The following is a 23,173-nucleotide window of genomic DNA, read 5'->3' on the forward strand; positions in this document are numbered from 1 at the left end:
CAGCACCTTAAGCGGCCCTGGCACCTGTTCACACGTCCGCGGGCACGGGTAGAGATCTCCGATAAGGTAAGCCTTACCTGCTAACGCTCGCGATTCGGTGGTCCCCCGCATGCCTTCTGCCGTTGCCGCCGCGCCCGCCGCCGCCTTCGCCGGCCATCCCGCCCAGGACGCCTACGCCCGGCTCGCCGAGGTGTTCCCGGACCTCCGGGTGACGCTCTGGGAGGCCGCCCCGCCCGACGGCGACGACTGGCTGGCGGCGTCCGCGCTGGCCGCCGGCGGGCCGGCGCTGGACGCCTTCCTCGCCGACGAGGCCGCCCGCATCGCCGCCGAACACGGGCGCCCCGCCCGCCCCGACGTCGTCGCGAGCTTCGCCCTGCACCGCTACGCCTGGCCGGTCTGCCTGCTGATCACCGTCCCGTGGTTCCTGCACCGACGGGTGCCGCAGCTGCCGGTGCAGGACGTCCGCTTCCATCGCGGACTGGGCCGACTGGCCGTGCGCACCCCCTCGTTCGGGTGCCTTCCGGACGACCCGGCGGCGGCCCTGCCCGGCGCCCGGGTGGTGCCGGACGAGGAGGCCCTGCGCGCCGAGGTCCGCGCGGCGGTCGCCGACCATCTGCGGCCCGTCCTGGACGGCTTCCGCACCCGGATGCGGCGCGGGCCGCGGGCGCTGTGGGGCATGGTGTCCGACGAGATCGTCGAGGGGCTGTGGTACGTCGGGCATCTGCTGGGCGAGGAGCCGCGCGCGGTGGCCGAGTTGGCGCGGCTGCTGCCGGGCGCCACCGCGCCGTACGCGAGCGGCGCCGGGTTCCGCGAGCTGACCGGTCCGGACGGGGGCGCCCTGCCCACCCGGGACCGGGCCAGCTGCTGCATGTACTACACCCTGCGTCCCGAGGACACCTGCGTCACCTGCCCGCGCACCTGCGACGCGGAGCGCATCAGCCGCCTCACCGCAACCTCCTGACCCGCCCACCCCCACAAGGGGCGACCCACTTCGCACACAACTCCCACTACGAACAAGGGAGTTCGATTTCCCCTTCGCTCAACTCCCCACTTCCGGCACCCCTTGGCGTTCACTTGCTCCGAATTCCCTTACGGACAGGGACAGTTCCGCCAGGATGACGCGCGCTCGCGAATCCGCGAAAGCGCCGCAACCTGAGCAAGGGGTCCCGGAATGACAATGACCGACATAGCGCTGAATTGGCTGGTTCCGGCGCTTCTGCTGCTCGCCGGGATCACGGCCACCGCGGTTCTCCTGCTGCGCGGCAAACGCGCGGGCCGGCGGACCGGCGCCGCGGACTCCTGGGAACGCAGCCAGGAGCGCCGGCGCCGCAAGGAGACCGTCTTCGCCTCCGCCTCCTACGTGTTGCTGTTCTGCTGTGCCGCGGTCGCCGCGGCGCTCTCCTTCCACGGCCTGGTCGGCTTCGGCGTCCAGAACCTGGGGCTGTCCGGCGGCTGGGAGTACCTGGTGCCGTTCGGGCTCGACGGCGCGGCGATGTTCTGCTCCGTCCTGGCGGTGCGGGAGGCCAGCCACGGCGACGCGGCGCTCGGCTCCCGGATGCTGGTGTGGACGTTCGCCGGCGCCGCCGCGTGGTTCAACTGGGTCCACGCACCGCGCGGCCTGGACCACGCCGGCGCCCCGCAGTTCTTCGCCGGGATGTCGCTGTCGGCGGCGGTCCTCTTCGACCGGGCGCTGAAGCAGACCCGCCGGGCGGCGCTGCGCGAGCAGGGCCTGGTGCCCCGTCCGCTGCCGCAGATCCGGATCGTGCGCTGGCTGCGGGCGCCCCGCGAGACCTTCGCGGCCTGGTCGTTGATGCTGCTGGAGGGCGTGCGGACGCTGGACGAGGCGGTCGAGGAGGTCCGCGAGGACAAGCGGGAGCGGGCCCACAACCGGCTCCGCCGGCGCGAGCAGGGCAAGTTGGACCGGGCCCGCATCAAGGCCCTCAACCGGCAGCACCGCCCCTGGGGCCGGCTCCGCGGCGAGCGTCAGGTCACCGTCGCGATGGCCGCGCCGACGGCCGCCGCGGCACCCTCGGCGGAGCCCCTCCCGCCCGCCGGCCCGGACGCCTCCGGGCCGGCCGATCCGGCGCCGCTGCCCCCGGGCGAGACGGCCCAGCGGCCCCGGCGGGCCCTCAAGGCCGTGACCGGTACCGAGTCCGACGCCACGGCCCCCGGACGCCGTGGCGCTGTCGACCTCACCGCCGAGGACGACGCCCAGACGATCCCCCGGCTGGACTCCCTGGAGGAGAAACTCGCCGAGATCGAGCGGAAGTTCGGCTGACCGGCGGCGGACCGCGCCGAGCCGTATCCCGGCCAGGCCATAGGCCAGACCCTAGGCCGGTCCGCCCCCCAGCTCGAACCACACGCACTTGCCGACGCCCTCGGGTCGGACGCCCCAGGCGTCCGCCAGGGCGCGGACCAGCGTCAGTCCCCGCCCGGAGGTCCCACCGGCCGACGGGGCGCGCGGCTCGGGCCGCCGGGCGGCGAAGTCCCGTACCTCCACACGCAGTCGGTCGGTGACCCGCGCCGTCACCACCGCGCCGCCCTCGGTGTGCAGCAGGGCATTGGTGATCAGTTCACTGACGAGCAGCACCGCGACCTCCGGGTCCGCTGGCGCGCTGCCGTCCGGCGGCGCCCAGCGGCCGAGTAACTCCCGCAGCTCTCTGCGGACTTCACCGACGGCCTTCAGATCGGCCTGCCGTACCTTCCGTTCCAGCACCCCCGGCGCCCGCATCGCGACCGCCCCATGACCGCTCCCCCCATTCGCTCGCTGTCTGTTCCGTTCCTCGCACCGAACAGGCTGACGCATGCTCCCCCCGCCCCCAACGAACCCAGCGTTCTGCCTCGAACAGCCTCACGGTCAGCATTCCCACCGGGCCCGCCCCCATGCTTCCGCTTGCCGCCGGCCCGCCGGCGCGCCCGGCCCCGCTGAACGGTCTCCGCGGCCCATAGCGGATCTACGTTCCGCGCCCGCCCGGCGCACGCCGGGCTCGCGGGCCCGACGCCCGAGGGCGTGCGCCCCCGGTGCGCCCGGCGGGCCTCACACCCGCGGGATGTTCCGCAGGTTGGACCGGGCCATCTGGAGCATCCGCCCCACCCCGCCGTCCAGCACGATCTTCCCGGCCGAGAGCGCGAAGCCGGACACCATCTCGGCGCTGATCTTCGGCGGGATGGACAGCGCATGGGGGTCGGTGACCACGTCGACCAGCGCCGGCCCCTTGTGCCGGAACGCGTCCCGCAGCGCCCCGCGCAGGTCCTTGGGCTTCTCCACCCGCACGCCGTGCACCCCGGCCGCCCGGGCGAGCGCCGCGAAGTCGGGGTTCTTGTTGGTGGTGCCGTACGAGGGCAGCCCCGACACCAGCATCTCCAACTCCACCATCCCCAAGGAGGAGTTGTTGAAGAGCACCACCTTCACCGGCAGGTCGTACTGGACCAGCGTCAGGAAGTCGCCCATCAGCATCGCGAAGCCGCCGTCCCCCGACATCGAGACGACCTGCCGGCCGCGGTCGAGGAACTGGGCACCGATCGCCTGCGGCAGCGCGTTGGCCATCGAGCCGTGGCTGAACGAACCGATCACCCGCCGGCGCCCGTTGGGCGTGAGGTAGCGGGCCGCCCAGACATTGCACATCCCGGTGTCGACGGAGAAGACCGCGTCGTCCGCGGCCTCCTCGTCAAGCACCGAGGCGACGTACTCCGGGTGGATCGGGATGTGCTTGTCCACCTTGCGGGTGTACGCCTTGACCACCCCCTCCAGCGCGTCCGCGTGCTTCTTCAGCATCCGGTCCAGGAACCGGCGGTCGCTCTTGGCCCGCACCTGGGGGATCAGACAGCGCAGCGTCTCCCGGACGTCGCCCCAGACGGCGAGGTCCAACTTGCAGCGTCGGCCCAGGTGTTCGGGCCGCACGTCCACCTGGACGATGCGGACGTCGTCGGGGAGGAAGGCGTTGTACGGGAAGTCCGTGCCGAGCAGGATCAGCAGATCGCACTCGTGGGTGGCCTCGTAGGCCGCGCCGTACCCCAGCAGCCCGCTCATGCCGACGTCGTAGGGGTTGTCGTACTGGATCCACTCCTTGCCGCGCAGCGCGTGGCCCACCGGCGCCTTCACCCGCTCCGCGAACTCCATCACCTCGGCGTGCGCCCCGGCGGTGCCGCTGCCGCAGAACAGCGTGACCCGGTCCGCCTCGTCGACCATCCGGGCCAGCTTCTCGATCTCCTCGTCCCCGGGGCGGACCGAGGGCCGGGAGGTGACCAGGGCGTGCTGGTAGGCGCGCTCGGGCGCCGGTTCCGCGGCGATGTCACCGGGCAGCGAGACCACCGCGACGCCGCTCTGCCCCACCGCGTGCTGGATCGCGGTCTGCAGCACCCGCGGCATCTGCTTGGTGCTGGAGATCAGCTCGCTGTAGTGGCTGCACTCGGCGAACAGCCGGTCCGGGTGCGTCTCTTGGAAGTAGGTGGTACCGATCTCGCTGGAGGGGATGTGCGAGGCCAGCGCCAGCACCGGGGCCATGGAGCGGTGCGCGTCGAACAGCCCGTTGATCAGGTGCAGGTTCCCGGGCCCGCAGGACCCGGCGCAGGCCGCCAGCTTCCCGGTGAGCTGCGCCTCCGCCCCCGCGGCGAAGGCGGCGCTCTCCTCGTGCCGGACCTGGATCCAGTCGATGGCGGAATTGCGCCGGATGGCGTCCACCACCGGGTTGAGGCTGTCCCCGACGACCCCGTAGAGCCGCCGCACGCCCGCCCGCACCAGGATGTCGATGAACTGCTCCGCTACGGTCTGCTTGGCCACGGGAAGAGCCTCCTTCGGACGGTGCACGGGCCAACGGACACGGCTGACTGCCGGCTGCTCCTTCCCATCAACCCACGGGTGGACCCGCTCCGCCTCCGGCGGGACGCGAACGAGCGGGCGGCGCCCGGCAGACGGGAGTACGACGACGGGCTCTATGCCTCCCAGACCCCCACCGCCGTGCGGTCCCCGGTATCTCCCCCGTCCTCGGCGCTCCCGCGCTGCTCTTCGGGCTGGACAGCGGTGAGGAATTCGATCAGTCCGGGCGGCCCGGGGGCGGACCACGCGGCGGCCAGGCGGGCGGCGGCCTCCGGATCGGCGTCCAGGTGCTCCGCCAGGGCGGTGCCGCACAGCAGCAGGACGTCCCCCGGGCGCCCCGGCTCGGTACGGAAGCGGAACGGCTCCGCGTCGGCGGACTCCAGGTCCTCCCAACCACCGTCGCGCAACCGGAAGAACCCGCCCGCACCGACGCCGAAGCACACCCGGGTGCGGCAGTCCGGATCCGCGGACAGCAACAGGCAGCGCAGCGCGGGCGGGTGGGTCCCGTCCGCCGCGTCCGCCTCCGCTCCCCGGCCGCGGAGGGTGCCGTAGCCGCGGTCGGTGAGGCGCTGCAAACCCGTCCTGAGCGCGTCGCTCCGGCCGCCGCGGAGATCCCGCGCCAGCTGGGCGGCGCTGCGGCCGACGGCCCTGCCGAGCCAGGCACAGGCGTCCTGGGCCGCGTGCGGTGCGGTCCGCGCCGCGGCGGACGATCCGGTGGCCACGGCGATCAGCAGCAGCGCGTCCCGGCCCGCCCCGAAGCGGGCGGTCAGGAACGCGTCGCGACGCGCCTCTCCCCGCCGGCGGGCACCGGCCCCGCGCTGCGAGACCCCGCGGACCGCCACGGAGCCGAATGCGGCACCGTCCAGGACGGTGTCGGGCACCAACTCGTCGAGGGCCTCCGGATCGGCCTCGGGGAATCCGCAGGCGTCGTCGGGATCGGCGGACGCGCCGGCGGTGGTGGGGCCGTCCGCGGCCGGGCCTGCGCTCGGGTCGATGGTCGGGCCGGCAGTCCGCCCGGTGTTCGGGAACAGGAGCGGTTCCGATGCTTCGAGCGGGGACGGCCCCGACGGGGCGGGCAGCTCCCAGGGCCGCGGCTCCCATCCGCTCGGCTCCCACGGCCGGGGCTCGAACGCCTCCGCCAACTCCAACTCCCCGGAGCCGGACGCCTCCGGGGCGGCCGCCGCCTCGGACTCAGCCCCGGATTCTGGGGCCGTGGTCGACGATCTAGCCGAGGCCGCCGCCGACGACGACGCCGGTGGCCGCCCGGCCGGCGTGCGCCCGTTCGGACCCGGCGCCGCCCCGGCCGGTGGCGCAACCCGCGGATCCGGCGCGGCCGCCGGCGCCCCCGACGCGCCCGCGCTCGCGCCTGCGCCCGCGCTCGCACCCGCGTCCGCGCCCGGGCACCGCACCGTCCGCAGCGCCGACTCGATCCGGTCGTCGAAAGTGTCCGAGGCGCCGTCCGGACGGGCTCCACCGGAACGCTCGGCGCCCGCCCTCTCCTCCCCGGGGCCGTCCCCGTACAGCTCGCGCCACCACCAGTCGTCCTCCCCGCCGCGCCCCGCCCCCTGCTGTTTCATGCGTCGCATTGTTCCGTGGCGCACGCCGCCGAAACAGGGCGCGAAAAGGGCATTCCAGGAAGCGCGCCCGGTTCGCCTCCGGCAGGCTTGGGCCATGCGGGCCCAGAAAGAGCGCAGCGTGCCAGCCGTCGCCGGGCGTGCGTCGCGCCGGGCGCGGCCGGGCACCGGCGCCTCCGGGGCCGCCCCGTGAACATCGGGCAGCTGATCGTCGTCGGGATCGTGATGCTGCTCGGGGTCCTCGGAGTGCTGGTCCCGGGCATTCCGGGGCCCCTGGTGGTGTGGGCGGGGCTGCTGTGGTGGGCGACGACGGAGCGGTCCTCGCTCGCCTGGACGGTGCTGATGGCCGGCACCGGCGTGCTGCTCCTCAACCAGGTGCTCACGTGGCTGCTCCCGCCCCGCAATCCGCGCGAGGCGGGCGCGCCCTACCGCACGCTGGTCCTCGCGGGCCTGGCCGCGATCGCGGGGTTCTTCCTGCTCCCCGTGATCGGCTGCCCGTTGGGGGCGGTCGGCGGCCTCTACGCCCTCGAACGGGTCCGCCTCGGCAGCCACGGCGACGCCTGGGCGTCCACCCGCACGGTGCTGCGCGCCGTCGGCCTGAGCGTGCTGGTGGAGCTGTTCGCCTGCCTGCTGGTGCTGGGCGCCTGGGTGGGGGCGGTGATCGCGGGCTGACGCCCGGACGACCACCGCCCCACAAGTCCCTTCCTGCCGCACCGGACTGCTGTCGGCACGGTGCGGGAGGCGTGTCCGGAAGACGCCGGACGCCCTACCGGCCCGGCCTCCGCACGGCCCCCGCCCCCCTCTTCCGCTCCATCATGTGCCGCCCCAACGCCTGCTTCTGCTTCCAGTCACGCCGGATCTCCGCGCGCATCCGGGCGTCGGTCTTGGCCACGATCCGCTGGTTCTCGCGCAGCAGCTTGCGGTAGCTGGTGAGTCGACGGACGGTCAACTCACCGTTCTCCACGGCTTCTTGGACAGCACAGCCAGGTTCGGCATCGTGGGCGCAGTCGTGGAAACGGCACCGTTCGGCCAGTTCCTCGACGTCGGCGAAGGTCCGGGCCAGCCCGGCCTCCGCGTCCCACATGCCGACGCCGCGCAGCCCCGGAGTGTCGATCAGCACGCCGCCACCGGGCAGCCTCAGCAGATCGCGGGTCGTGGTGGTGTGCCGCCCCTTGCCGTCCTGGTCGCGGACCGCCTGGACGTGCTGGACGTCAGCCCCGTAGAGGGCGTTGGCGAGGGTGGACTTGCCGGCGCCGGAGCGTCCCAGGAGGACGGAGGTGGCACCGGTCAGCAGCGCGGACAGCGTGTCGAGGCCGTCCCCGGTCGCCGCGCTGACGGCGAGTACCTGGACGCCGGGGGCGGCGGCCGAGGTGTCCTCGACGAGGTGGCCGAGGGCGGCCGGGTCGGCCACCAGGTCCGCCTTGGTGAGGGCGACCACCGGCTGTGCGCCGCTCTCCCACACCAGGGAGACGAACCGTTCGACGCGGTCCAGGTCCAGCGCCTCCGCCAGGGAGACCGCGACCACCGCGTAGTCGACGTTCGCCGCGAGGATCTGTCCCTCGGAGCGTTTCGACGAGGTGGACCGCATGATCGCGGTGCGGCGCGGCAGCAACGCCCGCACCACGCCGTCGAGATGGTCCCCGACGCGGCCGTTTTCCAGGTCGATCACGGCCCAGTCGCCGGTGCACGGCACCCGCATCGGGTCGCCGGTCGCCACCAGCGCGGCGTCCGCCAGCACGGTCCGAACGCTGTCCCCGTCAGGCACGACGGCGTCCACCCGACCGCGGTCCACACGCACGATCCGACCGGGCACGAACCCCTGCCCGGCAAAGGGGGTGAAACTCTCCGCGAACCCGTCGTCCCAGCCGTAGCCAGTCAGCGGATGCGCAGCGGAGAAAGCGAAGTTGAACAACGGGATGGCCCTTTCGGGAAAAACGGGCCCCGGCGCGGCGCACGGCACACAGGCACGTACGCGAAAGAAAGGCGAGTCAGCCGGAGACCACGGAGGGAAGAGTGATGGTCTGCTGCATGCGGGCAATGCCCGACACCACGACGACGGTCATCAGGTCTCACCTCCCTTTCCTCAACGGCTGCCGACGACCATAGCCCGGCCCCCTCCGGCGCCGCCACGTATTTTTCCGGCGCCGCTCGGCCGCCTCCGCCGGGGCAGTGGACGCCCGCCCTCCCCGCCGACCACCCCTCGGCCGACGGCTCCACGGTCCGCGCGACCGTCCCGCCCCGGGCACACTCGCTGCCGGATGTGGCGGGGCGGGACGGTGCGGGCTGCCGTCAGCGCACGTGGGGGACGGTGCGCTGACGGCAGCCGTGCCGGTGGGTCAGTGCACCCTCACGGTCACGGGCGCCGAGTGCGTGTGGCCGTGGGCGACCCGCAGCATCTCCTTGCCCTTCGTGTTGAGCTTGACCTTGACGCTGTAGTAACCGCCGTGCTTGGTCTTGGTGTTGGCGTGCAACGTGGTCCACCTGCCCTTGTGCAGGTGCTGCACGGTGAGCCTGCTGCCCATCTTGATGCCGTGGGTCCGGCCGCTGAGGGTGACCGACTGACCGGCCCTGACGGACTTGGCGCTCGCCTTGACGCCGATCGACTCGTGCGTCCTGGCCACGGCCGTGGCGACGGTGGCGGAGTGCAGGTCGGGTACCGCGCTCGGAGCGGCGATCGCGGTGCCGGCGCCGCCGGCCAGCAGGGCCGCGCACGCGGCGCCGATGACGGTGGTGCGCAGACGGTACGCCTTGGTGGTGGTCCCCATGGAATTCCCCTCTCCTGGGTTGCACGTGGTCCGGTTCGCCGGGGCGCGGGGGCGTCGCGGTACCGATGCGTCGCGGTGCCGAGGCGTCGGTGCTCCGGCTCCGGTCCGGCGTCCGGTGCGGTCCCGGCAAGTATGCGGAGCACTTGATGAGGGGACCGTGTACGGCGGATGTGAGTCCTCACATGGGGGGCGCGCGGGTCAACCGCTGGTCACGGGGGCGGGGTTGAGCAGCCGGTAGCCGGCGCCGCGGACGGTCTCCAGATGGGACGCCCGGCCGCCCTGGTCGAGCTTGCGGCGCAGATAGCCCACGTACTGGTCGACGACGTTGGAGACCCCGTCGCAGGGGTACTCCCAGACCTGTTCCAGGATCAGGGTCCGGGTCAGCACCTCTCCGGGGTGCCGCAGGAAGAGTTCCAGCAGGGCGAACTCCTTGGGCGAGAGCCGGAGTTCGACCCCGGCGCGCCAGGCCCGCCGGGTGGCCGGGTCCAGCCGCAGGTCGCCCACCGCGATCAGGGCCGGGCGGGCATGGCCGCCGCGGCGGGTCAGTGCCCGCAGCCGGGCGTAGAGCTCGGCGAAGCTGAACGGCTTCGCCAGGTAGTCGTCGGCGCCCGCGTCCAGGCCCCGGACCCGGTCGCTGACCTCGTTGCGGGCACTGAGCACCAGGACGGGCGGCCAGCAACCGCCGGCCCGCAGGCGGCGGCACACCTCGAAGCCGTCGAAGCCGCGTAGCAGCACGTCCAGGACGATCAGGTCGTAGGGCACCTCGTGGGCCTGCCAGACGGCCTCCGGGCCGGTGGAGGCCAGGTCGACGACATAGCCCTCCTCGGTGAGGCCGCGGCGCAGCAGTGCCGCCGTGCGGGGCTCGCCGTCGATCACCAGGACGCGCATTCCTCCACGGTAGGAGTTCTCCGGGCGGAGGACATGTGGAGTGGCGGCGGGCGGCGCCTGTGCGGGCGCGGCGCCGGGGGCGGGTCAGTCGTGCGGCGGCAGGTGCCGGACCTGGTGGTCGGCGGCGCTGAGGGCCTCGTCGACCAGGCGCCGCAGGTGCCCGTGGCGCAGCGCGTAGACGGCGCGGCGGCCGTCCTTGCGGACGGTGACCAGCCCGGCGAGGCGGAGGCGGGCGAGGTGCTGGCTGACGGAGGTGCGGGAGGCGTCGCAGGTCTCGGTCAGGGTGCTGACGTCGGCCTCGCCGGCGCCCAGGCGTCGCAGCAGGGTGAGCCGGGTGCGGTCGGCGAGCAGCCCGAGGATCTCCACGGCGGCGGTCAGCCGGGCGCCGTCGGAGGGCTCCTGCGCAGCGTGCGCAGTTGATAGGTGCATGCGTGCGCTCATACGCACATAATGAGCATCGAGGGCGCCCGGCACAAGCCGCGCCCCCGAGGCGGAGAGGTGCGATGCCCGTGAACGCGCAGACGCCGGTTCCCGAACCCCACTCCCACCACGACGGCCCCGTCCACCACCACCCGCATCCCGCCGGCCGCTCCCGCGCGGCCCGGCTGCGGCACCGGCTCGCGCACGCCCTCACCCCGCACAGCCACGAGGCCCGGGACAAGGTCGACCACGCGCTGGAGAGTTCCCGCGAGGGCCTGCGGGCGCTGTGGCTCTCGCTGGCCGTGCTGGGGCTGACCACGGTGATGCAGGCCGCCGTCTTCGCCCTGTCCGGCTCGGTGGCGCTGCTCGGCGACGCCCTGCACAACGCCGCGGACGCCCTGACCGCCGTCCCCCTCGGCGTCGCCTTCCTCCTCGGCCGGCGGGCCGCCACCCGCCGCTACACCTACGGCTACGGCCGGGCCGAGGACCTGGCCGGCGTGGCCATCGTGCTCACCATCGCGGCGTCCGCGGTGCCCGCGCTCTACGCGGCCGTCGACCGGTTGCTGCATCCGCGGGACGTGGCCCATCTGTGGGCGGTCGCGGCGGCCGCGCTGGTCGGGTTCCTGGGCAACGAGTGCGTGGCCCGGTACCGCATCCGGATCGGCCGCCGGATCGGCTCCGCGGCCCTGGTCGCGGACGGGCTGCACGCCCGTACCGACGGTTTCACCTCGCTGGCCGTGCTGCTGGGCGCGGGCGGTGCGGCGCTGGGCTGGCGGGCCGCCGACCCGGTCGTCGGCCTGCTGATCACCGCCGCGATCCTGCTGGTCCTCAAGGACGCCGCCCGGGAGGTGTTCCGGCGGCTGATGGACTCGGTGGACCCGGATCTGGTGGCGGCCGCGGAGGCCGCGTTGCGGGAGGTGCCCGGGGTGCGCGGGGTGGGGCAGTTGCGGATGCGCTGGATCGGCCATGCGCTGCGGGCCGAGGCGGACATCGTCCTCGACCCGCGGCTGACGGTGGCCGAGGGCCACCGCATCGCGGTGGCCGCCGAACACGCGCTGATCCACGGCGTACCGCGGCTCACGGCGGCCACCGTCCACCTCGACCACACCCCGGAGGCCGGGGCCGCGGACCCGCACGCGGCCCTGGCCCACCATGCCTGAGCACCATGCCTGAGCCGGCCGCCGCCCCGGGTCCGCCCGGCGGTCCTCACCCCAGGATCGGGATCAGTCCCAGGCCGAAGACGACGTAGAAGCCGGCCGCCAGGGCCAGCCGGCCGGCGGTGAGGGCGTGCGCCCGCATCAGCATCAGCAGGTAGCCGATCGCGATCATGGTGACCAGGCCGGCCCACACCAGGGCGGTGTCGAAGTGCCAGCTGGTGAAGAGCAGTCCGAGGCCGCTGGGGACGGTGGCCTGGATCATCATGGCGCCGGAGATGTTGGCCAGTGCCAGCTTCGTCTTGCCCTGGCGGACCCAGATCACCGCATTCATGATCTCCGGGAGCTCGGTGGCGATCGGGGAGAGCAGCAGCGCGGTGACCGAGGCGGAGAGTCCGAGCATCGGGCCGATGGCGTCCAACTGGTGGACGAAGAGCTGCGAGGCGAAGAAGATCACGACCAGGGTGAGCAGGGTCTGGGCGACGACCGCCCAGGTCGCCGGGGACGCCGCCTTCGGCTGGAACTTCAGCGGCTCCAGCTCGACGCCCTCCTCGTCCTCCTCGTGGTCCCCGCGGATCTCGCGCCAGAAGTAGAGCGCGTACACCGCGAAGAACGCCAGGCCCAGCACCGGCTTGAAGGCGAAGGCGACCAAGCCGAGCGCGACCTTGACGACGAAGACCGGCAGGAACCACGACTGGTCCTTGGCCAGCCGCCGCATGTCCTGGGGCGTACCGAGCTCGCCGGTGGCCGCCTCCGGCGCGTCCCCGCCGGCGGGGACGCCCGCCAGGGCCGCCGCGCGCCGCTTGCGCCGCTGGAGCAGCAGCATCGTGCCGGTCACGCCGTACGCCACGGTGGCCAGCGCCAGCGGGCCGCCCATCGCGGCGCCGACGCCGATGTTCTTGGCCTCCGGGGTGGCGCCGGTGGTCACCGCCACCAGGGTCACCACGGACTCCGGCAGTGCGGTGCCGAAGGCGGCGAGGATGGTGCCCACCGCCATCCGGCCGACGTTGAGCCGCTCACCCAGCCATTCCACGGCGTTGACGAACCACTCGCAGGAGAGGTAGATCGCCACCGCGCAGGCGATGAGCAGAACGAAATGCAACACGCTGATCGTCAGCCTTTCCGCTCCGGCGGGCATCGACGACGACCGGCGTGGGAGCGGCGGCACGGCTTCGACCCCGCCGACGCGTTGGAAGAATTCGTCGACAAAGGGCCGAAGGTCTCGCCCGCCCGCGCAGAGACTGCGTGGGCCCGGCCACCGGGAGCCGCGTGGGCTCCAGTGTGTCGACGACCGGTTTGCGGGGCTACTCCCCTTCGCAGCCCCTCACCCTACACACCGCGGGTGCGCGTTGACGTCAGCGGGACATCGGGCCCCGGCGGCTCAGCCGGACTTCTGGAGCCGCTGGAGCGAGGCGGCCAGCTGATCCACCTCCTCCGGGGTGTTGTAGAGGGCCAGCGAGGCGCGGGCCGCGCTCGCCAGGCCGTAGTGGGCCAGGGCCGGCTGGGCGCAGTGGTGGCCGGCCCGGACGGCGATCCCGTCGCGGTCCAGCCAGTCCGCGATCTCCACCGGGTCGTGGCCGGCCAGGGTGAAGGTCAGCACCGCGATCCGGTCGGGGGCCGAGCCGATCAGGTCCAGGCCGGGAACGGTGGCCAGGGCCTGCTGGGCGTAGCCGAGCAGTTCGGTCTCGTACGCGGCGACGGCGGGCCGGTCGAAGCCGGTCAGCCAGTTCACCGCGGCGAGCAGGCCGACCACTCCGGCGATGTGCCCGGTGCCGGCCTCCAGGCGGTGCGGGACGGGCGCGTAGTCGGTCTGCTCGAAGGAGACGGACTCGATCATGTTGCCGCCGCCCTGCCACGGCGCCATCGCTTCGAGGATCTCCGGCTTGGCGTACAGGGCGCCGATGCCCGTGGGGGCGAACAGCTTGTGGCCGGAGAAGACGTAGAAGTCGGCGTCGAGGTCCGCCACGTCGACCGGGAAGTGGGCCACCGCCTGGGCGCCGTCGACCAGGACCTTGGCCCGGTAGCGGTGCGCCAGTGCGGTCATCTCCTTCACCGGCGGGACGGTGCCCAGCACGTTCGACGCCTGGCTGAGCGCCACCAGCCGGGTCCGCATGGAGAGCCGGTCGGCGTAGGCGTCGAGGTCGATCTGCCCGTCCGGCCGCAGCGGGACGGGCACCACCCGGGCCCGGGTCTCCTTGGCCACCATCTGCCAGGGGACGATGTTGGAGTGGTGCTCCAGTACCGGGACGAGGATGTCGTCGCCGGGGCCGAGGTTGGCCCGGCCCCAGCTCTGCGCGACGAGGTTGATCGCCTCGGTGGTGCCGCGGGTGAAGACGATCTCGTCCGGGGAGCCCGCGCCCAGGAACTGGGCGACCGCCGCCCGGCCCCCCTCGTACGCCTCGGTGGCCTCGCGGGCCATGGTGTGCGCACCGCGGTGGATGTTGGAGTTGCCCGCCCCGTAGAAGCCGGACACCGCCTCGATGACCTGGCGGGGCTTCTGGGTGGTGGCCCCGTTGTCGAGCCAGACCAGCGGTTTGCCGTTGACGGTCCGGTGCAGGATCGGCATGTCCCGGCGCGCCAACTCCGGGGAGAAGGAGGGCTGTTGGGAGTTCTGACGACCCGTCGCGCCGATGCCGGGCCAGGTGGCGCCGGCGGCTTCGGGGGGTGGTGTCGCCGCGGGCGGGGGCACCCGGGAGGCGGTGCCCGCCGCGGGCGACGCGGCGGTGGGGACGCCCGTCGCGCCGGGTGCGGTCGCCGGGAGTCCCAGCAGGTCAGGAGTAGTCATGGTAGCGGGACACCTCGACGTTCTGGAGGACCGCGAGGGCGTCCTCGACGAGGACCGCGGCGTTGAAGTACGCGGTCATCAGGAACGAGGTGATGCCCTTCTTGTCGACGCCCATGTTCCGCATGGACAGGCCGGGTTCCATCTCGTCGGCGACGCTCGCCGGGCGCAGCCCGACCACGCCCTGCTCGGCCTCGCCGACCCGCATCAGCAGGATCTCGGTGGTGCCGGTCTCCGCACCGCCGGAGAAGCGCACCTTGTCGGAGGGGAGCAGCGGCACTCCGCGCCAGGTCAGCAGCGGGCTGCCGAAGCTGGTGTCGATCACCGGGGGCACGCCCCGCCGGGTACATTCCCGGCCGAACGCGGCGATCGTGCGGGGGTGCGCGAGGAAGTAGCTCGGCTGCTTCCAGACCCGGGTGAGCAGTTCGTCGAGGTCGTCCGGGGTGGGCGCGCCGTTGCGGGCCTGCACGCGCTGGCCGGGGGCGACGCTGTTGAACAGGCCGTACTCGGGGTGGTTGAGGAGGGTGGCCTCCTGCCGCTCGCGCAGCGCGTGCGCGGTGAGGTTGGCCTGGGCGCGGACCTGGTCGATGGGGCCGTTGTAGAGGTCGGAGACCCGGGTGTGGACGCGCAGCACGGTCTGGGCGAGGTTCATGTGGTACTCGCGGGGCTCGTCCTCGTAGTCGACGTAGGTCGCCGGCAGGTCGGGTTCGCCGCTGTGCCCGGAGCTGAGGTCCACCGGCACCTCGCCGCCCGGCAGCACGCCGTCCGAGGCGAGGTAGGCGTCCATCGCGGCGCGCAGGGCCGGTTCGCCCTCGCCCAGCCGGGCGAGGGCGGCGCGGTCCAGGCAGAGCGCGGTGCCGGGGGTGAGCGCGGTGACCCGGTACGGCATCGGGGCGGACCGCGTCCAGGCGTCGAGGTCGAAGAACTGGCCGTCGCCGACCACTTCGAGGAGCGCGTCCTCGCCGTAGCGGCCGCGTGCCCGCTTCTCCGCCCGGCCCTGCACGATGACGAGCAGACGGTCCGTCACGTCGCCGCCGTCGACGAGTACTTGACCGGTGTCGAAGGTCATCGTGGTGAACTCCGCGGCGAGTTCGGTCAGCAGCGCGTCGTCCGCCTCGCGCAGGTACGGGAGTTCGCGCAGGTCGCCGGGGATGACGCGATGGGTGTCGCCGTCCTGGTAGGTGCTGAGCCGGTCGTCGCCGAGGACGTAGGTGCGGCGGCGGTTGACGCGGAAGACGCCGGATTCGACGTCCACCCACGGCAGGGCGCGCAGCAGGTAGCGCGGGGTGATGCCGCGCATCTGGGGGGTGGTCTTGGTGGTGGTGGCGAGTTGCCGTGCCGCGTCCGGGGCGAGCGTCATCCGGTCGTTCACAGGGACCTCCTGGCGAGATGGCAGGCATGCCGGCCGACCGGCGCACGGCCGGTGGCATGGGGGACGTCGGGATCCTCGGACCCGGAAACGGCGGTCCGCAACGGCCCGTTGGCGATCCCCCGGCCGGAAACGCTCGCTGCCCCGAATCCCTGATTCCGCATACCTGTGCGACTACCTTGTGTCGCACCACCGCTACGCAGTGTGGAACCGGCGTTCCGCGCCCCTCGGAGGCTCATGATCCGGCGCCGACCACGCCTCACATCCGACCAAATTTGCCCTCACAAAGGCACTTTGTTAGTCCAAAAGGAACGCTTATGGCGTCGGCGCAGCTGATCGCCCAGCGGGCGCCCGCAATGTTACATATGGCGAGTGATGGAAAATTCGGGGCGAAAAGCTGCTATCGGGCGCCGTCTTCGCTCGGTGCTGAGCCCGCACAGCGTCGCGGGCCAGGTGCTCGTGCTGCAACTCGCCCTCGTCGTCCTGCTGGTCGTGGCGGCCGGGACGGTGCTCGCCCTGCAGAACCAGCAGGCGAGCCTGGCGGAAGCCAAACAGCGTTCGGCGGCCGCCGCCCTCGCCTTCGCCCGCACCCCCGGCGTCGTCTCCGCGATGCGGTCCGCCGACCCCTCCGCCCTCCTCCAGCCGCGTGCGGAGGAGGCCCGCAAGGTGGCCGGCCTCGACTACCTCGTCGCGTTCAGCCCCGCCGGCATCCGCTGGACCCACCCCGACCCCCGGCTGATCGGCACCCGGGTGACCAGCAACTACCGCCCGGCGCTCGCCGGCCGGACGCTCACCACCACCACCTCCTCCCATCTCGGACGCGCCGTGGACACCACCGTGCCCGCGAAGGACGCCGGCGGCCGGGTCGTCGGACTGGTCGCGGCCGGCATCAAGGCGCAGCGCACCGACGAGTGGGCGCTGCAACGGCTGCCGCTGCTGATCGGCAGCGCGGCCGGCGCACTGGCCGTCGGGATCGCCGGGGCCGCCCTGGTCAACCGCCGGCTGCGCCGCCAGACCCACGGCCTGGACCCGGGCGAGATGGCCCGGATGTACGACCACCACGACGCGGTGCTGCACGCGGTCCGCGAGGGCGTGCTCATCGTCGGCAGCAACGGACGGCTGCTGCTCGCCAACGACGAGGCCCGCCGGCTGCTCGCCCTGCCCGAGAAGCCCGAACACCGCCGGGTCACCGAGCTCGGCCTGGAACCGGACATGGCCGACCTGCTGGCCTCCGGACGGGCGGCGACCGACGAGGTGCATCCGGCCGGCGACCGGCTGCTCGCCGTGAACATCCGGCCCACCGCCCCGTACGGCGGCCCCCAGGGCACCGCCGTCACCCTGCGGGACACCACCGAACTCCAGGCGCTCACCGGCCGGGCCGAGGTCGCCCAGCGGCGCCTGAAGCTGCTCTACGACGCGGGGATGCGGATCGGCGGCACCCTGGACGTGACGCGCACGGCGGAGGAACTCGCCGCGGTCGCGGTCCCCCGGTTCGCCGACGTGGCCACCGTCGAACTGCTGGAGCCGGTGCTGCGCGGCGACGAACCGGCCGGCGGACGGGCCCCGATGCGGCGGCTGGCGGTCAGCGGCGTCCCGGAGGGCTCGGCGGCCTACCGCGTCGGCGAGCGGATCCGCTTTGTACCCGGCAGCCCCATCACGGCGGGCATCGCCGGCGGCCGCCCGGTCCTCGTCCGCGACCTGCGCGCCGAGCACGAGTGGCGGGCCCGGGACCCGGTCGACACCCAGCGCTTCCTGGACAACGGCATCCACTCGCTGATCGCGGTCCCGCTCCAGGCCCGCGGGGTGGTGCTGGGCCTGGCCAACTTCTGGCGCGCCGACACCTCCGAGGAGTTCGGCGCGGAGGACATGTCCTTCGCCGAGGAGCTGGCCGCGCGGGCCGCCGTCTCGATCGACAACGCCCGCCGCTACACCCGCGAGCACGCCACCACCATCACGCTCCAGCGCAGCCTCCTGCCGCACGCCCTGCCCGACCAGTCGGCCCTGGAGGTCGCGCACCGCTATCTGCCCGCCCAGGCGGGCGTCGGCGGCGACTGGTTCGACCTGATCCCGCTGCCCGGCGCCCGGGTCGCGCTGGTCGTCGGCGACGTCGTCGGCCACGGTCTGCACGCCGCCGCCACCATGGGCCGGCTGCGCACCGCGGTCCTCAACTTCTCCGCGCTGGACCTGCCGCCCGACGAACTCCTCGGCCACCTCGACGAACTCGTCAGCCACATCGACACCGACGAGGCCCGCACGAGCGAGCGGGAGACGGGCGGGGACGGGAGCGGGGGCCGGGGGGCGGGCCGGGAGCAGGAGGGAGCCGGCGGGGCGCCCGGGGCGACCGCGCCGACCGACGAGGCGGCGGCCGAGGCGGAGTTCGCCCTCGTCGGCGACGGCGGCACGGGCATCACCGGCGCCACCTGCCTCTACGCCATCTACGACCCGGTGGACGGGCGCGTCACCCTGGCCCGGGCCGGCCACCCCGGGCCGGCCGTGGTCCGCCCCGACGGGACGGTCGCCTTCCCCCAGGTGCCGGTCTCGCCACCGCTCGGCGTCGGCAGCGGCCTGCCCGTGGAGACCGCCGAACTGACCCTGGAGGAAGGCTCCCAGCTCGTCCTCTACACCGACGGGCTCATCGAGAACCGCGACCACGACATCGGCGCCGGTCTGGAACTGCTGCGCAGCGCCCTCGCCGGCGCCCCGGACCGCACACCGGAGCAGACCTGCACCGACGTCCTGGACGCCATGCTGTCCCCGCACCCCAGCGACGACGTCGCCCTGCTGGTGGCCCGCACCAGGCTCCTCGCCCCGGACCGGGTCGCCGAATGGGAGGTCCCCTCCGACCCCGCGGCCGTCGGCCCCGTCCGCGCCGCCTGCATGCGCACCCTGGAGTCCTGGGGACTGGAGGAGATCGGCTTCACCACCGAGCTGATCCTCAGCGAACTGATCACCAACGCGATCCGCTACGGCGCCCAGCCGATCCGCGTCCGCCTCCTCTACGACCGCGCCCTGATCTGCGAGGTCTCCGACGGCACCAGCGCCTCCCCGCACCTGCGGCGGGCCGCCACCACCGACGAGGGCGGGCGCGGGCTGTTCCTGGTCGCCCAGTTCGCCCAGCGCTGGGGCACCCGCTACACCCCCGGCGGCAAGGTCATCTGGACCGAGCAGTCCCTGGACGAGAGGCACACCCCGGGCGGCCTGGGCGACGACGGTATCGACACCCTCCTCGACCAGTGGGACGAGCCGACGCCCTGACCCCGTACGCGGCCGTCAGGCGCAAAGCCCGCCCCGCCCGCCGGTCGCCGCCGCGTCGGGGCGCCCGCGCAGCGGATGCAGCCCCGCCCACCCCTCGCTAACCTCGGTCGAAGGGCCGCACAGGGGCCGCACCGCACTCCCCCGGGCCCGGTCCCGGGCCGGCCGGCGGCGGCGCAGGACCCGCTTCCCGTCCCGCTCACGCACCGACCTGTAGCCCCTGGAGGCTCCCATGATGCAGGTGCCCGAACCGCGCGACATCGCCCCCCGTCTGATCACCGGCGCGTTCCTCCTGAACTCCGGACTGACCAAGTGGCAGGCCGACCAGGCGACCGCCGAAACCGTGCACGGCATGGCGTGCACGGCGTACCCGTTCCTGACGAAGCTGCCCCCGGAGCGGTTCACCCGGCTGCTGGCCGCCTCGGAGATCGCCATCGGCAGCGCGCTGCTCGCCCCGTTCGTGCCGACCCGCCTGGCGGGTCTGGGCCTGACCGGCTTCGCCGGCGGCCTGGTCGGCCTCTATCTGCGCCTGCCCGGCATGCACGAACCGGGCAGCCTCCGCCCCACCCAGGACGGCATCGCGCTCGCCAAGGACACCTGGATGCTGGGCATCGGCCTGGGCTTCCTCGCCCCGCGCGCCGGCCGGGCCTGCTGCCCGTTCCGCTCCGGCGGACGCCGCGGACGCCGCCGGGGCCTCTGCCACCGCTGACCACCGGGCGCACCGCCCACCCCGGCCCCGCGACGGAACGCCCGCGATCTCAGTCCGAGCCCTCGCGCGCGGCCTTCACCGCCCGCGCGGCCCGTGTCACCGCCGCGCACCCGGCCCCCACCAACCCCGCGCCCGCGAGGACCCACAGGCTCGTCCGGTCGGTCTGCTGCCAGGCCAGCTCCGCGCGCTGGTGCACCACGAAGCCGTCGAAGAACGCCCAGGAGACGAGGACGACGGCGGGGACCACGCGGGTCCGGGCCGCCGCGGCGACGGCGACGGTCAGCAGCGCGAACGCCGTCAGCGAGAACGCGAGGTGGGCGGCCTGACCGGTCACCAGCAGGGCCGTCACCACGACCGCGGTGGCGGCGGCGCCGACCGGCAGCGCGAGATCGCGTCCCAGTGCGTCGGCGGGCGGCGCCCCGCCGAGGGCCCGCCCCGCAAGGAGACGCGGGCGTCGGGGCGCAGGCCGGGGAGAGCGTGGGGCGGCGGGATGGCGAGCGGGCGGCGGATGGGCGGGGACGGGGTGGTGAAGGGCGGCCATCGGAACACCTCCTGGGGCCTGCCCCGACGACGGGGCACCGGGCGGACGGACTGACCTCCGAGCCGGAGCCGCCGGTGGGGCAGGGACGGGTTTCGACGTGGGTGGGCCTGGAGTCAGGGTGCGCGGGTCGGCGGACCGGAAGCCGGTTCGGCGCGGAACTTAACGCCGTGTGTATGGGCCACGGGGAGTTTCTGACGCGGCCCTGATGCCGGAGGTCTGGACACCGGATGGTCCCGGACGCGCCCCTGGGGCGCGCGTGCGCGGGGGCGTGTTGCATACTCGCTCCTCGTTGCCCGCGGGTTCCCAGGACGACCGTGGGCTGTGGCGACGGGCAGCAAGAGGTGGCGAGTTGGACCGAATCGACCCTTAGCGGGAAGAACGGGACGACCAGGAAGAGCGGGAAGTTCCGGATGGCGAAGGGAGTTGCCGGGGTGCGCTGCGCCGAGGGGTTAGGCCGACACGGCCTGGAGCGCTTCTCCCGGCGGGCGGCCGCGCCGGCCCTTGGCTGAGACATCGGCTCGTCCGTCCATCGCGCCGGCCGTGCCCAGGACGCCTCCGCGTCCGGATACGTGAGGCACCGGTCCGCTCAGCGCTTCGCGATCCTCGCGGGCCCTGCGCACCCTGTGGCACGCCGGCTCACGCACACGCGGCGGCCGCGGCCGCACGCGGCACGCACGCCGGCGCCTCGCACCACCCGCGAACGCGTACCCCCCACGCCCGCCCTCCCTCACCCCAACCCACCGACACCCAACCATCAACCAACCACCCGGCGGCCGTTCCCCGCAGCGGCCGGTGGGACGACTGACGATCGGCAGGACGTGGCCGCATGACCAGTACCGAGGTGGACCCCGCTCCGCCGCCCGCCGCCGCCTCACCGAGGTGGCGGTCCTGGCTGCTGGACGGGCTGAGCGAGCAGCGGGCCCGGCACCCCGGGCCGCACGGCACGCCGCCCGCCGAGCACAAGGGGCACCCCTGGTGGCGGGTGATGTGCCTGACGGGCGTCGACTACTTCTCGACGCTGGGATACCAGCCGGGCATCGCGGCGCTGGCGGCCGGGCTGCTGTCGCCGTTCGCCACGCTGGTGCTGATCGCGCTGACGTTGCTCGGCGCGCTGCCCGTCTACCGGCGGGTCGCCAAGGAGAGCCCGCACGGCGAGGGTTCGATCGCGATGCTGGAGCGGCTGCTGCCCTGGTGGGCGGGGAAGCTGCTGGTGCTGGTGCTGTTGGGGTTCGCCGCCACCGACTTCGTCATCACCATGACGCTGTCGGCGGCGGACGCCTCGGCGCACGTCGTGGAGAACCCCTTCGCCCCGGCCGCGCTGCACGGCGCCAACCTCTGGATCACGCTGCTGCTGCTCGCCGCGCTGGGTGCGGTGTTCCTCAAGGGGTTCCGGGAGGCGATCGGGATCGCCGTGGCGCTGGTCGGCGTCTATCTGGTGCTCAACGTCGTCGTGCTGGCCACGTCGGTCTGGCAGGTGCTCTCGCACCCGATCGCGATCGGCGACTGGTGGCAGGCGATGTCCGCGCAGCACTCCTCGCCGCTGGCGATGGTCGGCGTGGCGCTGATGGTCTTCCCGAAGCTGGCGCTGGGCATGTCGGGGTTCGAGACCGGGGTGGCCGTGATGCCGCAGGTGCGCGGGGACGCCGGGGACGACGCGGCCAAGCCGGCCGGCCGGATCCGGGACACCCGCCGGCTGCTGACCACCGCGGCCCTGATCATGAGCGCCTTCCTGCTGCTGTCGAGCCTGGCCACCACCATCCTGATCCCGCAGCAGGAGTTCGCGCCCGGCGGCGCGGCCAACGGGCGGGCGCTGGCGTATCTGGCGCACCAGCACCTCGGTGAGGCGTTCGGGACGGTCTACGACCTGTCGACCATCGCGATCCTGTGGTTCGCCGGGGCGTCGGCGATGGCGGGCCTGCTCAACCTCGTACCGCGCTATCTGCCGCGCTACGGCATGGCGCCGGAGTGGACCCGTGCGGTCCGTCCGCTGGTGCTGATCTTCCTGGCCATCGCGTTCGCCATCACGCTGGTCTTCGACGCCAGCGTCGACGAGCAGAGCGGTGCGTACGCGACGGGTGTGCTGGTGCTGATGCTGTCGGCGTCGTTCGCCTCGACGGTCGCGGCGCGGCACCGGGGGCACCGGGGGGCGGCCGTCGGGTTCGGTGCGATCACCGTGGTCTTCGGGTACACGCTGGTCACCAACGTCATCGAGCGGCCCGACGGTTTGAAGATCGCGCTGCTGTTCATCCTCGGCATGCTGCTCACGTCGTTCGCCTCCCGGGTGCACCGGGCCTTCGAACTGCGCGCCGCGGACGTGGTGTTCGACGCGACGGCGGAGCGGCTGATCGAGGCGGCGATGGCGGCCGGCCCGCTGCGGGTGATCGCCAACGAGCCGGACGAGCGGAACGAGGAGGACTACCGGGCCAAGGAGTACAGCCAGCGCGAGGAGACCCATATCCCCGACGGCGGGCCGGTGTTGTTCCTGGAGGTGCTGGTCGAGGACTCGTCGGACTTCACCGCCGAGCTGCATGTGCAGGGCGTGGAGCGCTACGGGACCCGCATCCTGCGGGTGGCCGGCGCCGGGGTGCCCAACACCATCGCCGCGGTGCTGATGCAACTGCGGGAGCGGACCGGCCAGGTGCCGCACATCTACTTCAACTGGACCGAGGGCCATCCGTTCAGCCATCTGCTGCGGTTCCTGGTGTTCGGTGACGGGGAGGTCGCGCCGGTCACCCGTGAGGTGCTGCGGCGGGCGGAGCCGGATCTGCGGCGGCGGCCGCGGGTCCACGTGGGCTGACGCCGCCCGCTCCCCCTCGTCACGCACTCGGCCGCCGGATCGCTTCCGGCGGCCGAGTGCCTTTTTGGGGCCGGGGCAACGGTGGCCTACGGGCCGCGAACGCCCC

At 73.6% G+C, this 23,173-nt stretch carries 18 protein-coding genes; 7 read left to right on the top strand and 11 right to left on the bottom strand.

From position 1 onward, the window contains the following. Positions 1–109 precede the first annotated feature (109 nt). Positions 110–961: a (2Fe-2S)-binding protein gene (locus tag ACIQE0_RS25425; protein ID WP_402336279.1), complete on the top strand. Its 852-nt coding sequence runs from the start codon at positions 110–112 to the stop codon at positions 959–961. A gap of 210 nt (positions 962–1,171) precedes the next feature. Beyond that, complete coding sequence (locus tag ACIQE0_RS25430; protein WP_402336282.1) at positions 1,172–2,278, top strand: DUF2637 domain-containing protein; 1,107 nt, start codon at positions 1,172–1,174, stop codon at positions 2,276–2,278. A 51-nt stretch (positions 2,279–2,329) separates the two neighbouring features. Here ACIQE0_RS25430 and ACIQE0_RS25435 read toward each other — a convergent pair whose 3' ends face one another. The 3 genes from ACIQE0_RS25435 to ACIQE0_RS25445 form a co-directional block, all read right to left on the bottom strand. Next, positions 2,330–2,731, bottom strand: coding sequence for an ATP-binding protein (locus ACIQE0_RS25435; RefSeq protein WP_366331508.1), 402 nt, complete (start codon positions 2,729–2,731; stop codon positions 2,330–2,332). Positions 2,732–3,037: 306 nt separating this feature from the next. Beyond that, positions 3,038–4,780, bottom strand: coding sequence for a pyruvate dehydrogenase (locus ACIQE0_RS25440; RefSeq protein WP_402336286.1), 1,743 nt, complete (start codon positions 4,778–4,780; stop codon positions 3,038–3,040). Between the two features lie 152 nt (positions 4,781–4,932). Further along, positions 4,933–6,393: a protein phosphatase 2C domain-containing protein gene (locus ACIQE0_RS25445; RefSeq protein WP_402336288.1), complete on the bottom strand. Its 1,461-nt coding sequence runs from the start codon at positions 6,391–6,393 to the stop codon at positions 4,933–4,935. 186 nt (positions 6,394–6,579) lie between these two features. Between ACIQE0_RS25445 and ACIQE0_RS25450 the strand changes: the two genes are divergently transcribed. Continuing rightward, positions 6,580–7,062 carry a DUF456 domain-containing protein gene (locus tag ACIQE0_RS25450; protein WP_366331505.1) on the top strand — a complete coding sequence of 161 codons (483 nt, stop codon included), beginning with the start codon at positions 6,580–6,582 and terminating at the stop codon, positions 7,060–7,062. A gap of 94 nt (positions 7,063–7,156) precedes the next feature. On the opposite strand, the gene rsgA is transcribed toward ACIQE0_RS25450, so the two are convergent. From rsgA to ACIQE0_RS25470, 4 genes are all read right to left on the bottom strand, one after another. Beyond that, positions 7,157–8,302: a ribosome small subunit-dependent GTPase A gene (gene rsgA / locus ACIQE0_RS25455; protein ID WP_402336291.1), complete on the bottom strand. Its 1,146-nt coding sequence runs from the start codon at positions 8,300–8,302 to the stop codon at positions 7,157–7,159. Positions 8,303–8,726: 424 nt separating this feature from the next. After that, entirely contained in the window at positions 8,727–9,155 is a 429-nt protein-coding gene (locus tag ACIQE0_RS25460; RefSeq protein ID WP_402336294.1) for a hypothetical protein, read from the bottom strand. A gap of 198 nt (positions 9,156–9,353) precedes the next feature. Next, entirely contained in the window at positions 9,354–10,043 is a 690-nt protein-coding gene (locus ACIQE0_RS25465) for a response regulator transcription factor (protein WP_366331502.1), read from the bottom strand. A gap of 84 nt (positions 10,044–10,127) precedes the next feature. Continuing rightward, positions 10,128–10,472 carry an ArsR/SmtB family transcription factor gene (locus tag ACIQE0_RS25470; RefSeq protein WP_402336527.1) on the bottom strand — a complete coding sequence of 115 codons (345 nt, stop codon included), beginning with the start codon at positions 10,470–10,472 and terminating at the stop codon, positions 10,128–10,130. 74 nt (positions 10,473–10,546) lie between these two features. Between ACIQE0_RS25470 and ACIQE0_RS25475 the strand changes: the two genes are divergently transcribed. Continuing rightward, complete coding sequence (locus ACIQE0_RS25475) at positions 10,547–11,623, top strand: cation diffusion facilitator family transporter (protein WP_402336297.1); 1,077 nt, start codon at positions 10,547–10,549, stop codon at positions 11,621–11,623. Positions 11,624–11,669: 46 nt separating this feature from the next. Here the strand turns inward: ACIQE0_RS25475 and ACIQE0_RS25480 are convergent, their stop codons facing one another. The 3 genes from ACIQE0_RS25480 to ACIQE0_RS25490 all read right to left on the bottom strand — a co-directional run bounded on the left by ACIQE0_RS25480 (position 11,670) and on the right by ACIQE0_RS25490 (position 15,771). Continuing rightward, positions 11,670–12,722 carry a sodium:calcium antiporter gene (locus ACIQE0_RS25480; RefSeq protein WP_402336300.1) on the bottom strand — a complete coding sequence of 351 codons (1,053 nt, stop codon included), beginning with the start codon at positions 12,720–12,722 and terminating at the stop codon, positions 11,670–11,672. Positions 12,723–12,998: 276 nt separating this feature from the next. After that, entirely contained in the window at positions 12,999–14,402 is a 1,404-nt protein-coding gene (locus ACIQE0_RS25485; protein WP_402336303.1) for a SufS family cysteine desulfurase, read from the bottom strand. Beyond that, entirely contained in the window at positions 14,389–15,771 is a 1,383-nt protein-coding gene (locus ACIQE0_RS25490) for a family 2B encapsulin nanocompartment shell protein (RefSeq protein ID WP_402336306.1), read from the bottom strand. The genes ACIQE0_RS25485 and ACIQE0_RS25490 overlap by 14 nt, the downstream gene beginning before the upstream one ends. Positions 15,772–16,191: 420 nt before the next feature. Here ACIQE0_RS25490 and ACIQE0_RS25495 point away from each other — a divergent pair, with 420 nt between their 5' ends. Together ACIQE0_RS25495 and ACIQE0_RS25500 are read left to right on the top strand one after the other, a co-directional pair. Beyond that, positions 16,192–19,023 (top strand): SpoIIE family protein phosphatase, encoded by a 2,832-nt coding sequence (locus ACIQE0_RS25495; protein WP_402336309.1) that lies wholly within the window; start codon positions 16,192–16,194, stop codon positions 19,021–19,023. Between the two features lie 229 nt (positions 19,024–19,252). Next, positions 19,253–19,729, top strand: coding sequence for a hypothetical protein (locus ACIQE0_RS25500; RefSeq protein WP_402336312.1), 477 nt, complete (start codon positions 19,253–19,255; stop codon positions 19,727–19,729). A 49-nt stretch (positions 19,730–19,778) separates the two neighbouring features. Here ACIQE0_RS25500 and ACIQE0_RS25505 read toward each other — a convergent pair whose 3' ends face one another. Beyond that, positions 19,779–20,270 carry a hypothetical protein gene (locus ACIQE0_RS25505; RefSeq protein ID WP_402336314.1) on the bottom strand — a complete coding sequence of 164 codons (492 nt, stop codon included), beginning with the start codon at positions 20,268–20,270 and terminating at the stop codon, positions 19,779–19,781. A gap of 826 nt (positions 20,271–21,096) precedes the next feature. Here ACIQE0_RS25505 and ACIQE0_RS25510 point away from each other — a divergent pair. Beyond that, positions 21,097–23,067: an amino acid transporter gene (locus ACIQE0_RS25510; protein ID WP_366331493.1), complete on the top strand. Its 1,971-nt coding sequence runs from the start codon at positions 21,097–21,099 to the stop codon at positions 23,065–23,067. Positions 23,068–23,173: the final 106 nt, after the last annotated feature.

Source organism: Streptomyces sp. NPDC093097 (genome assembly GCF_044754325.1).
Lineage (GTDB): Bacteria > Actinomycetota > Actinomycetes > Streptomycetales > Streptomycetaceae > Streptomyces.

Bases quoted from the DNA above. Each gene is read 5' to 3' on its own strand.
- ACIQE0_RS25465 (WP_366331502.1), bottom strand. From the start codon at position 10,043: ATGCGCGTCCTGGTGATCGACGGCGAGCCCCGCACGGCGGCACTGCTG.
- ACIQE0_RS25475 (WP_402336297.1), top strand. From the start codon at position 10,547: ATGCCCGTGAACGCGCAGACGCCGGTTCCCGAACCCCACTCCCACCAC.
- ACIQE0_RS25510 (WP_366331493.1), top strand. From the start codon at position 21,097: ATGACCAGTACCGAGGTGGACCCCGCTCCGCCGCCCGCCGCCGCCTCA.
- ACIQE0_RS25425 (WP_402336279.1), top strand. From the start codon at position 110: ATGCCTTCTGCCGTTGCCGCCGCGCCCGCCGCCGCCTTCGCCGGCCAT.
- ACIQE0_RS25435 (WP_366331508.1), bottom strand. From the start codon at position 2,731: ATGCGGGCGCCGGGGGTGCTGGAACGGAAGGTACGGCAGGCCGATCTG.
- ACIQE0_RS25445 (WP_402336288.1), bottom strand. From the start codon at position 6,393: ATGAAACAGCAGGGGGCGGGGCGCGGCGGGGAGGACGACTGGTGGTGG.
- ACIQE0_RS25460 (WP_402336294.1), bottom strand. From the start codon at position 9,155: ATGGGGACCACCACCAAGGCGTACCGTCTGCGCACCACCGTCATCGGC.
- ACIQE0_RS25470 (WP_402336527.1), bottom strand. From the start codon at position 10,472: ATGCACCTATCAACTGCGCACGCTGCGCAGGAGCCCTCCGACGGCGCC.
- ACIQE0_RS25505 (WP_402336314.1), bottom strand. From the start codon at position 20,270: ATGGCCGCCCTTCACCACCCCGTCCCCGCCCATCCGCCGCCCGCTCGC.
- ACIQE0_RS25430 (WP_402336282.1), top strand. From the start codon at position 1,172: ATGACAATGACCGACATAGCGCTGAATTGGCTGGTTCCGGCGCTTCTG.
- ACIQE0_RS25500 (WP_402336312.1), top strand. From the start codon at position 19,253: ATGATGCAGGTGCCCGAACCGCGCGACATCGCCCCCCGTCTGATCACC.
- ACIQE0_RS25485 (WP_402336303.1), bottom strand. From the start codon at position 14,402: ATGACTACTCCTGACCTGCTGGGACTCCCGGCGACCGCACCCGGCGCG.